Origin of the sequence: Bradyrhizobium sp. 482_C4_N1_8 (genome assembly GCF_052075965.1) — a bacterium.
GTDB classification, from domain to species: domain Bacteria; phylum Pseudomonadota; class Alphaproteobacteria; order Rhizobiales; family Xanthobacteraceae; genus Bradyrhizobium; species Bradyrhizobium barranii.
This window is the reverse complement of sequence record NZ_CP197231.1, coordinates 5,239,789-5,250,736: the sequence shown is the minus strand read 5'-3', so window position 1 is coordinate 5,250,736 and position 10,948 is coordinate 5,239,789. Positions and strand designations below refer to the sequence as shown.

Below are 10,948 nucleotides of genomic sequence, written 5' to 3'. Positions count from 1 at the left end.
TCTTCCACCGGCTTACTCTCTCACTACCATCCCTTTGATCCATCAACAAAATGGCTGCCCCGTGGCGCCGTCAATATATGGTTAATATTTCCCTCGTTGTGGCCCGGCGGCCACGGGGGTGCTTGGCAGCCACCGCGCCGGTGGCCCATAGTGGGGAAAGTCCAGTGAATCGTCGTTCAGCTCCGGCCCGTGGCCGGGTCCGCCCAGCGACGAAAAGCCCGATGTTTTGAAGGAGTTACCCATGTCCGATGCCATCAAGGTCGGCTTTGTCCCGCTGTCTGCTGCCGCCCGTGGCATTCTGGTCGTGTTCTGCGACGACACTCTGAAGCTCGGTCCGGCGACGGCCAAGGCACTCGGTGGCGCCACTGAGCTGGTCAAGCGGGCGGCCTCCGCCGCCGGCTTCAAGGGCAAAAGCGGCGCCGCGCTGGACATCCTGGCGCCGGAGGGGGTGAAGGCCACCCGCCTGGTCGTGATCGGCGCCGGCAAGGCGGCGAGCCTGAAGGCGAACGACTTCCTCAAATTCGGCGGCGTGGCGGCGAGCAAGCTTTCGGCCGCGGCCGCTGCCATGACCATCATCGCGGAACTTCCTGATGGCGCCATGACCAGCGAGCAGGCGGTTGCGATCGCCTCGGGCCTGCGGCTGCGCGCCTACAAGTTCGATCGCTACAAGACGAAAAAGAAAGACGGCGAGGAGGGCGGCTTGCGCGCCGACGTCTCGCTTGCGGTCGGCGATGCCACCGCGGCGAAGAAGGCGTTTGCCTCGGCCGGCCATGTCGTCGACGGCGTGATCATCGCGCGCGACCTCGTCAACGAGCCGCCGAACGTGCTTTTCCCCGAGGAGTTCGCGCGCCGCGCAGGCCTGCTCCGCAAGCTCGGCGTCAAGGTCGAGGTGCTCGACGTCAGGGCGATGGACAAGCTCGGCATGGGCGCGCTGCTCGGTGTCGGCCAGGGTTCGTCGCGGCCGAGCCGCACCGTGATCATGCGCTGGGACGGCGGCAAGAAGGGCGAGGCACCGGTCGCCTTCGTCGGCAAGGGTGTCTGCTTCGACACCGGCGGCATCTCGATCAAGCCGGCCGGCAGCATGGAGGACATGAAGGGCGACATGGGCGGTGCCGCCTGCGTCGTCGGCCTGATGCACGCGCTCGCCGCGCGCAAGGCCAAGGCCAACGTGGTCGGCGCCATTGGCCTCGTCGAGAACATGCCCGACGGCAATGCGCAGCGGCCGGGTGACATCGTCACTTCGATGTCGGGCCAGACCATCGAGATCATCAACACCGACGCCGAAGGCCGCCTCGTGCTCGCCGACGTGCTCTGGTACGTCGCGAAAAAGACCAAGCCGAAATTCATGGTGGATCTGGCGACGCTGACCGGCGCGATCATGGTCGCGCTCGGCACCGAGCATGCCGGCATGTTCTCCAACAATGACGAGCTCGCCGACCGTCTGCTCGCGGCCGGCATCGAGAGCGGAGAGAAAGTCTGGCGCATGCCGCTCGGCCCCGAATACGACAAGCTGATCGATTCCCAGTTCGCCGACATGAAGAACACCGGCGGCCGCCACGGCGGCTCGATCACCGCGGCGCAGTTCCTCCAGCGCTTCGTCGACGGCACGCCCTGGGCGCATCTCGACATCGCCGGCACCGCGATGGGCGCGCCGAAGACCGATATCAACCAGAGCTGGGGAAGCGGTTACGGTGTGCGTTTGCTCGACCGTCTGGTCGCCGACCACTACGAGCGCAAATGATCTGAGATGACCGAAGTCCTTTTCTACCATCTGCAAAACATGACGGTGGAGAACGTGTTGCCGCCGCTTCTCGAGAAATCGCTCGAGCGCGGCTGGCGCGTCGTGGTGCAGTCGACCTCGCCGGAGCGCGCCGACGCGCTCGACGCGCACCTATGGACCTACCGCGACGATTCCTTCTTGCCGCACGCGACATGGCGCGTGAACGATGCCGCCGATCAGCCGATCGTGCTGGCGATCGAGGAGGACAATCCCAACGGCGCCAATGTCCGCTTCCTGGTCGACAACGCCGCGCTGCCGCAGGACGCGCAGGGCTATGAACGCATGGTGCTGCTGTTCAACGGCGACGATCCGGATGCGCTGGCGTTTGCCCGGAGCGCCTGGACGGATTGCAAGGCGCGGGGATTTGATGTCACCTATTGGCAGGCCGACGAACGGGGCCGTTGGCAGCGCCGGAATTAGCGGTCGTCTGCAATTAATGATAATTTGCACTTTTCGGGCGATGCTGGCTTTTGTCACCTTCGTGCCGCAAAGTGATGTTGGGACAATCGCTTAGGGCCGGTCCTTCATGCGGGGAATTTAGTTTATCGTGCGACATCAAAAGCTTCCCAGCTCGCTCATAGTTGCGTTGGCTGCCGTAGCACCGCTGCTCGCGGGCTGCTCGGGGACCGACCTGTTGTCCAAGGATGCCCAGTGGTTCAACACGCCGAGCCGCCTGTTCATCAAGAGCATCTCAATCGAATCGCCACCACTGACCCCCGACAAGCCCGTGACGGCCGAGGATCTGGTCAGCGCCGACGGCGCCTGTCCCGGCATGACGCCGCCCCCTGGGCCGGCTGACGCCAATGCTTCGACGACGGCGCCGGCGCCCATGGGCGGCACGGTCGCGCTCGGTCACACCGAATGCGATGTGGTGCGCGGCATCGGGGCGCCCTCGACCGTCAATCTCTCCAGTGATGCCGCCGGTCGGCGCGTTGCCGTGGTCACCTGGAGCACCGGTCCGCGCGCAGGCATCTACACCTTCACGTCCGGCCGTCTGTCCTCGATCGAGGGCACGCCGGAAGCGCCTGTCATGCCGAAGGCGACCAAGCCGAAGCCGAAGAAGAAGTCGGCGTAAGGCGAACTCTCGCGTCCCGGACGCGCTGCAGCGCCATCAGCGCGTTCACGCGCGTCTTCGACGCGCTATGGGCTGCTGCGCAGAGCCGGGACCAGGTCTCTCTCGATCAAGTCTCTCTCGATCCAGTCTCTCTCGATCATGAGCCCCGGCTCAGCAGCGCACCACTATCGTGCTGCGCTGTGTCCGGCGCACGAGAGCACCGATCGAATTCGCCATCTCATCAAAACGAATGCGTCGTCGCTTCGAGCTGTGGCTTCTGCGCGCGCATCAATGTGTTGGTGGGACTCGCGCGCGCCTTCGAAAGTCACGCTGCCGTTATAAGTGATCGGCAATTCGTGATGTGAGAGCGTTTGCATCCGCTGTCGAAACCAGCCCGGAGGAAAACTGGAGGAAATCTCCAGAATAATCACGCGTGTCTAAAGCAGTGCTTCAAGTAAGACATCCGCACCACTGCTACGCATCGAGGGGAGGGGCTAGATCGATCGAAGGAATATTTGGATGTCTACTACCTCTGTTTTCTCCCCGGTTACGGGCCAGCTCACCATTTTCGGCGACAGCGCCAATAACGGCGTCGTGATCAGCCGCGACAAGTCGGGCCGCATTCTCATCAATAACGGGCAGGTGAAGACGATCGGTGGCGATCCCACCGTGGCCAACACCAATGAGATCGACATCTTCGGTCAGGGCGGCGACGACACGATCACCGTTAACGAATCCAACGGCCCAATGCCCGCGGTGCACATTTTCGGCGGCGACGGCAATGACAGGATCACGGGCGGCTCAGGTGCCGATTTGCTGTTTGGGCAGGCCGGCGACGATACGATCAAGGGCGGCGGCGGCAACGATCTGCTGTTCGGCGGCGCGGGCAACGACACGCTGGACGGCGGCAGCGGCGACAACCAGTTGTTCGGCGAAGCGGGCAACGACCTCATGATCTGGAATCCGGGGGGCGGCACCAACCTGTTCGAGGGCGGTGACGGCAACGACACCGCGCAGGTCAACGGAAGCAATGACCCGGAGACGTTCACGATCACGGCGAACGGCACGCGCGTGCGATTCGATGGGACAGGCGCCGCGCCATTTTCGCTCGACATCGGCACGACGGAGAATCTCGTGCTGCACGCCGGCGGCGGCGACGACGTCATCACCGCAAGCAATGGACTCGCCAGCCTGATCTCGCTGACGCTCGACGGCGGCGCCGGCAACGACAGGATCACCGGCGGCGACGGCAATGACCTCCTGATCGGCGGCAGCGGCGACGACATCGTCAATGGCGGGCGCGGCAACGACGTCGCGCAACTAGGGACGGGCGACGACACCTTCATCTGGAATCCCGGCGACGGCAGCGACACGGTCGAAGGCGGATCGGGCAACGACAAGCTGCTGTTCAACGGCGCCAACATCAACGAGACCATCAACATCTCGGCCAATGGCGGCCGGGTGCGCTTCACCCGCGACGTCGCCAACATCACGATGGACCTCAACAGCATCGAGCAGATCGAATTCGATGCACGCGGCGGCGCCGACAACATCACCGTCGGCGATCTCTCCGGGACCGGCGTCAAGCAGGTGCTGGTCGATCTCGGAGCCGTTCCCGGCGGCACGCAAGGCGACGGCGCGGCCGACACGGTGACCGTCAACGGCACTAACGGCGGCCAGCACATCGAGGTCACGTCCAACGGGACGACCGTGACGGTGACGGGCCTGCCCGAAGTCGTGACGATCGCGAATGCGGAAGCTGCCAACGACCGGCTGGTGATCCAGGCGCTCGGCGGCAACGACGTCATCGATGCATCGCTACTTGCTGCGGCGATTGGGCTGACCATCGACGGCGGCGCGGGCAACGATACCATCACCGGCAGTCAGGGCGCCGACACCCTGATCGGCGGCGACGGAAACGATAAGGTCACCGGTGGCAGCGGCAACGACGTCGCTCTTCTCGGCGCAGGCGACGACCTCTTCACGTGGAATCCCGGTGACGGTAGCGACACCGTCGAAGGTGGCGCGGGAACGGATACGCTGGTGTTCAACGGCTCCAATGTCGCGGAGAACATGTCGATCTCGGCGAATGGCGGCCGCGCGCTTCTCACCCGCGACGTCGGTGCCATCACCATGGATCTCAACGACGTAGAGCATGTGCAGATCGCTGCCGCCGGCGGCGCCGACAACATCACCGTCAACGATCTCTCCGGCACCGGCGTCACGCAGGTGGCGATCGACCTCAGTGCCGGCCCCGGCAGCCAGAGTGGTGACGGTGCGGCAGATCGTGTGACCGTGAACGGCACCGCAGGCGATGACAACATCTCGGTCACGACCGCTGGCGGATCGATCGTTGTCAACGGCCTTGCGGCGCAGGTGACCATCGCTCACGCCGATGCCGGTGACGTCCTGACCGTCAACGGCGGAGGCGGTAACGACGTCATCAATGCCTCGTCCATCAAGGCGGGGCAGCCGTTCAGCCTCAACATCAACGGCGGTGACGGCAACGACACCATCACCGGCAGTGCCGGCAATGACATTGTGAACGGCGGCCGCGGCAACGACGTCGCTCTTCTCGGCGCTGGCGATGATACCTTCGTCTGGAATCCCGGCGACGGCAGCGACATTGTCGAAGGCGGCAAGGGTACCGATACGCTGCTGTTCAACGGCGCCAACATCAACGAGAACATCAACATCTCGGCCAATGGCGGCCGGGTGCTGTTCACCCGCGATGTTGCTGCCATCGCGATGGACCTCAACGGCGTCGAGCATATCAACTTCAACGCCCTCGGTGGTGCCGACAACATCACGGTCGGCGACCTCTCCGGGACCGGCGTGAATCAGGTCAACCTCGACCTCGGCGCCAATGACGGCGCCGCGGATACGGTGACGATCAACGGAACCAGCGGCAGCGACGTCATCACGGTGACCGAGCACGACGGCATCATTACGGTGTCGGGGCTTGGCCAGGACATCAACATCACCGATGCCGGCACAGGTGACAGGATCGTGATCAACGGCCTCGATGGCGACGACGTCATCACGGCCTCCGGTCTGCACGGCGGCATCCAGCTCGTCGCCAATGGCGGCAATGGCGATGACGTCCTGATCGGCAGCCCCGGCAACGACACGCTCGCGGGCGGGGCGGGTGACGACGTGCTGATCGGTGGCGGCGGACAGGACGTCCTCGACGGTGGCCCCGGCAACAACGTCGTCATCAACGGGGGCGGGGCGATGGCGGCCGCGATGCTGCTCAACCAGGCCATGGCGGCAAACCTCGTTCCGGCAGGTGACGGTCACGGCGAGATGCCGTTGCCCGATCCACACGCGGCGCAGAGCCAGACCCTCGCACCGCCGCAGCACGCCTGACACTAGGCTCCGGCCCGGAGAACGCCCATGACCACGAACGCGGTCTCGACCGATACGGGGTTGGACGCGCTGCTCACCCTGCTGCATTTGCAGGGTGTTGCGGCCGACCGCGACCAGCTCAGGCACCGGACCGGAACGGCTATCTTTGGCGCAGCGGAGATCATCCGCTGCGCCAAATCTCTCGGCCTCAAGGCACGAACCTATCGAACGCAGTGGAGTCGTCTGTCGGGCAGCCCGCTGCCGGCGATCGCAGTGCTGCGCGACGGCAGCTTCATGGTCATCGCAAAGGCCTCCGCTGACAAGGTGCTGGTGCAATCGCCGCAGGCCCAGCGCCCGGTGCTGATGGAGCGCGACGAGCTGTGCGCGATCTGGGACGGCGGACTGATTCTGATGGCCCGGCGCGCCGGGCTCTCCGACCTCGGGCGCCATTTCGATATCACCTGGTTCATCGGCGCGATCGGCAAATACCGGCGGCTGTTCGGCGAGGTGCTGGCCGCCTCGTTCTTTCTGCAGTTCTTCGCGCTGGTCTCACCGCTGTTCTTCCAGGTCGTGATCGACAAGGTGCTGGTGCATCGCTCGCTGTCCACGCTCGACGTGCTCGTCATCGGTCTCGTCGTCGTCTCGCTGTTCGACACGGTGCTGGGTATCCTGCGTAATTATCTGTTTGCGCATACGACCAACCGCATCGACGTGGAGCTGGGGGCGCGGTTGTTCCATCACCTTCTGGCATTGCCGATGGCATGGTTTCAGGCGCGGCGTGTCGGCGATTCCGTGGCGCGGGTTCGCGAGCTCGAGAACATCCGCAACTTCATCACCAGCTCGTCGCTGACGCTGCTCATCGACCTGTTCTTCACCTCGGTATTCCTGGCGGTGATGTTCGCCTATTCGCCGTTGATGAGCTGCATCGTGCTGGCATCGTTCCCGTTCTACATCGCGATCTCGGCGGTGGCGACGCCGCTGTTTCGCCGCAGGCTGGACGAGAAATTCCGCCGCGGCGCCGAGAACCAGGCTTTTCTGGTCGAGAGCGTCAGCGGCATCGAGACGCTGAAGGCGATGGCGGTCGAGCCGCAGATGCAACGCCGCTGGGAAGAGCAGCTCGCCGGCTATGTCTCGGCGAGCTTCGGCGTCACCAGCCTCGGCAACACCGCAAGCCAACTCGTCCAGTTCGTCAGCAAGGTCGTGACCGCCGCCATTCTCTATGTCGGCGCGCGCCTCGTGATCGGCGATGCATTGACCGTCGGCGAGCTCGTAGCCTTCAACATTTTTGCGGGGCGCGTTTCGGCGCCCGTGCTGCGGCTGGCACAGGTCTGGCAGGATTTTCATCAGGCGCGGCTCTCGATCGCGCGGCTTGGCGACATCCTCAACAGCGCGGCAGAGCCGGCTTATTCGGCGGCGCGTGCGGGGCTGCCGCCGATCCGGGGCAATATCCGGTTCGAGCACGTGTCGTTCCGCTACCGGCTCGATGGGCCGGAAATCCTGCATGACGTCTCGTTCGATGTTCCGGCCGGGCAAACCGTCGGCATCGTCGGATCGTCGGGCTCGGGCAAGAGCACGTTCGCCAAGCTGGTGCAGCGGCTCTACGTTCCGCAAGGCGGCCGCGTGCTGATCGACGGAATGGATCTGGTGATGACCGATCCGGCCTGGCTCCGCCGCCAGATCGGCGTGGTGCTCCAGGACAACATGCTGTTCAACCGCTCGGTGCGCGACAACATCGCGCTGGCCGATCCGACCCTGCCAATGGACCGCGTCATGGACGCAGCAAAACTTGCTGGCGCGCATGAGTTTATTCTGGAGCTTCCCGAAGGCTACGACACTGTCGTCGGCGAGCGCGGCTCGACGCTCTCGGGCGGGCAGCGCCAGCGCATCGCGATCGCCCGCGCATTGGTGACCAATCCCCGCATCCTGATCTTCGATGAAGCGACCAGCGCGCTCGACTATGAAAGCGAGCGGATCATCCATGAGAACATGAAGGAGATCGCCAGGGGCCGCACCGTTCTGATCATCGCGCATCGGCTGTCCACCGTCCGCGGCGCCGATCGCATCTTCACGCTCGAGCGCGGCCGTCTGGTCGAGGACGGCACGCATGACGCGTTGATCAAGACCGGCGGCCGATACGCGGCCCTGCATCGTCTCCAGGGAGGGATCTATGAGGTTGGCTAGCGCGGCGCCGGCCCCGCGGCCGGAGCAGACCGTCGTTCCCTTCCGGAAAGCGAAGGGGCGGCGCACTGAAGAGATCGCCTTCCTGCCCGCGGTGCTGGAGATTGCCGAGGCACCACCGTCACCGATCGGCCGGGCCATCGCGATCGCCCTGATGCTCCTTGTCTGCGCGGCACTCGCGTGGTCGGCATGGGGCACGATCGACATCGTGGCGTCCGCAACCGGGAAGGTGGTGTCGAGCGGGCGAAGCAAGGTGGTCCAGCCGTTCGAGACCGGGGTGGTGCGCGCCATCCACGTACAGGACGGGCAGGCGGTCAAATCGGGCGACGTGCTGATCGAGCTCGATCCGACCGTGAATGCCGCGGAGCGCGATCACCTGCATGACGATCTCATGGCCGAACGGCTCAATATGGCGCGTCTCCGCGCCGCATTGGCAAGCGGCGAAGATGCCTCCACCGATCTCGTCCCGCCTGCGGATGCCGATCCCTCGCTGGTCGCGACACAGCGGCAGCTTCTTGCCAATCAGGTCAGCGAGCATCGCGCCAAATTGGCGTCGCTTGCGCGCCAGCAGGCGCAGAAGGAGGCCGAGCATCAGACCATTGCGGCGACGATCCACAAGCTGGATGCGTTGCTCCCCGTCACCCAGCAGCGCGTCGATATCCGCAAGATTCTGATGGAGAAGGAAATCGGCTCGAAGCTGACCTATTACGAGACCCTTCAGCTTCTGATCGAGCAGCAGGAGGAGCTTCGCGTCCAGAGCAGCCATCTGAAGGAAGCCGAGGCGGCCGTCGCCGCGATCCGGGAGACCCGCACCCAGGCCGTGGCTGAGTATCGCAAGAGCCTGTCCGACGAACTCGCCAAGAGCGAGCAGAAAGCCAATGGCGTCGCGCGCGATCTGATCAAGGCGCAGCAGCGGACCCGGCTGCAGCAGCTGACCTCGCCGGTCGACGGCGTCGTGCAGCAGCTTGCGGTCCACACCGTGGGCGGCGTGGTCACGCCCGCGCAATCGCTGCTGGTGATCGTGCCATCGGATACGCGGCTCGAGGTCGAGGCGATGATCTCCAACCGCGACATCGGCTTCGTCGAGGCCGGGCAGGATGCCGCCGTCAAGATCGACACCTTCAACTTCACCCGCTACGGCCTGCTGGAGGGACGGGTGCTGAGCGTCTCGCAGGACGCCATCATCCGCGACCGTCCGCCGGGAAGCGACCGCGCGCTCGGGACGCCGCGCGACAGCAGCGAGCCTAACGGGCAGGAGCTGAGCTACAGCGCACGCATCTCGCTCGATCGTACGCAAATGCAGGTGGACGATCGCCTCGTCAGCCTGTCACCGGGAATGGCCGTGACGGTGGAGATCAGGACCGGCTCGCGCACCATTTTGAGCTACCTGTTGTCTCCGCTTCAGCGCTACCGACAGGAGATCATGCGGGAGCGGTAGATCCCATTTTGCTCCAGAGGAGCTGTATCACGCCTGCCCACCATTCGTCTCGCCGGCGACGTCGCCATTCTCGGCGCGGATCATCGTGATTGCGACACTTTTGCAGAGGTCGCTTTCCTGATGGCCGTGCGGCCGGGGATGCGCTTTTATGGCGCGATAAAGAATCTTGGAGGGAACATGCGTTTCATCACGATCGTGTCGGCTCTGCTTCTGTCGCTCGGCGCGGCGGTCGCCCAGGACTATCCGTCCAGGCCCATCACCGTGCTGGTGCCGTACGCCGCGGGTGGACCGACGGACACCATCGCGCGTCTGACCGCAGCAAGCATGGCGAAATCCCTCGGGCAGCAGATCATCGTCGAGAACGCGACGGGCGCCGGCGGCACGATCGGCACGACGCGCGCCGCGCGCGCCCAGCCGGACGGCTACACGCTGCTGGTCCATCATGTCGGCATTTCGACCGCGGCCACGCTGTATCGCAACCTGAGCTACGACACGAAGACGGCCTTTGCGCCGATCGGGCTCGTGACCAATGCGCCGATGACCATCATCGCGCGTCCGGACTTCCCGGCCGACACGCTCAAGGAACTGGTCGTCTACGCCCAGCAGCAGGGCGACAAGCTGACTTACGCCAATGCCGGGTTAGGTGCGGCATCGCATCTGTGCGGCATGCTGTTCATGACGGCGATCCAGAAGCAGCTCACCACGGTGCCCTACAAGGGCAATGGGCCGATCATGAACGATCTGCTCGGCAAGCAGATCGATCTCACCTGCGACCAGGCGACGAACACGACCGGGCCGATCACGGCCAAGCAGGTCAAGGCCTACGCTGTCACCACAAAAGAGCGGCTGAAGAGCCTGCCCGATCTGCCGACCGCCGACGAGGCCGGCCTCAAGGGGTTCGAGCTCGGCGTCTGGCATGGCCTCTATGCCCCTAAGGGCACGCCGCCCGCGGTCGTTCAGAAGCTGACGGCGGTGCTCCAGGCCGCGCTCAGGGATCCCGCGTTGATCGCCCGGTTCAACGACATCAACACCGAGCCGGTCCCTCAGGACAAGGCGACGCCGGAGGCGCTCGGGGCGATGCTGACCAGCGAAGTCGACCGCTGGGCGCCGATCATCAAGGCAGCGGGGCAGTATGCCGATTGAGTAAAGG

The 10,948-nt window shown here is 64.8% G+C and carries 7 protein-coding genes; all 7 read left to right on the top strand.

The window, feature by feature from the left end; translation table 11 throughout:
- Positions 1-241: 241 nt before the first annotated feature.
- The 7 genes from AB7Z56_RS25380 to AB7Z56_RS25350 all read left to right on the top strand — a co-directional run bounded on the left by AB7Z56_RS25380 (position 242) and on the right by AB7Z56_RS25350 (position 10,941).
- The gene (locus AB7Z56_RS25380; protein ID WP_063983678.1) at positions 242-1,741 is read left to right on the top strand and encodes a leucyl aminopeptidase; all 1,500 of its coding nucleotides are present in this window, start codon (positions 242-244) and stop codon (positions 1,739-1,741) included.
- A 6-nt stretch (positions 1,742-1,747) separates the two neighbouring features.
- Positions 1,748-2,200: a DNA polymerase III subunit chi gene (locus tag AB7Z56_RS25375; RefSeq protein WP_014495779.1), complete on the top strand. Its 453-nt coding sequence runs from the start codon at positions 1,748-1,750 to the stop codon at positions 2,198-2,200.
- 166 nt (positions 2,201-2,366) lie between these two features.
- Complete coding sequence (locus tag AB7Z56_RS25370) at positions 2,367-2,855, top strand: hypothetical protein (RefSeq protein WP_028147753.1); 489 nt, start codon at positions 2,367-2,369, stop codon at positions 2,853-2,855.
- Between the two features lie 498 nt (positions 2,856-3,353).
- The gene (locus AB7Z56_RS25365) at positions 3,354-6,203 is read left to right on the top strand and encodes a beta strand repeat-containing protein (protein WP_063983677.1); all 2,850 of its coding nucleotides are present in this window, start codon (positions 3,354-3,356) and stop codon (positions 6,201-6,203) included.
- 27 nt (positions 6,204-6,230) lie between these two features.
- Complete coding sequence (locus AB7Z56_RS25360) at positions 6,231-8,363, top strand: type I secretion system permease/ATPase (RefSeq protein WP_231144892.1); 2,133 nt, start codon at positions 6,231-6,233, stop codon at positions 8,361-8,363.
- The gene (locus AB7Z56_RS25355) at positions 8,350-9,798 is read left to right on the top strand and encodes an HlyD family type I secretion periplasmic adaptor subunit (RefSeq protein ID WP_441256464.1); all 1,449 of its coding nucleotides are present in this window, start codon (positions 8,350-8,352) and stop codon (positions 9,796-9,798) included. The genes AB7Z56_RS25360 and AB7Z56_RS25355 overlap by 14 nt, the downstream gene beginning before the upstream one ends.
- 177 nt (positions 9,799-9,975) lie before the next feature.
- Positions 9,976-10,941 (top strand): tripartite tricarboxylate transporter substrate-binding protein, encoded by a 966-nt coding sequence (locus AB7Z56_RS25350; protein WP_063986418.1) that lies wholly within the window; start codon positions 9,976-9,978, stop codon positions 10,939-10,941.
- Positions 10,942-10,948 lie beyond the last annotated feature (7 nt).

Coding starts and splice junctions, on each gene's coding strand:
- AB7Z56_RS25380 (WP_063983678.1), top strand. CDS start 242: ATGTCCGATGCCATCAAGGTCGGCTTTGTCCCGCTGTCTGCTGCCGCC.
- AB7Z56_RS25375 (WP_014495779.1), top strand. CDS start 1,748: ATGACCGAAGTCCTTTTCTACCATCTGCAAAACATGACGGTGGAGAAC.
- AB7Z56_RS25365 (WP_063983677.1), top strand. CDS start 3,354: ATGTCTACTACCTCTGTTTTCTCCCCGGTTACGGGCCAGCTCACCATT.
- AB7Z56_RS25360 (WP_231144892.1), top strand. CDS start 6,231: ATGACCACGAACGCGGTCTCGACCGATACGGGGTTGGACGCGCTGCTC.
- AB7Z56_RS25355 (WP_441256464.1), top strand. CDS start 8,350: ATGAGGTTGGCTAGCGCGGCGCCGGCCCCGCGGCCGGAGCAGACCGTC.
- AB7Z56_RS25350 (WP_063986418.1), top strand. CDS start 9,976: ATGCGTTTCATCACGATCGTGTCGGCTCTGCTTCTGTCGCTCGGCGCG.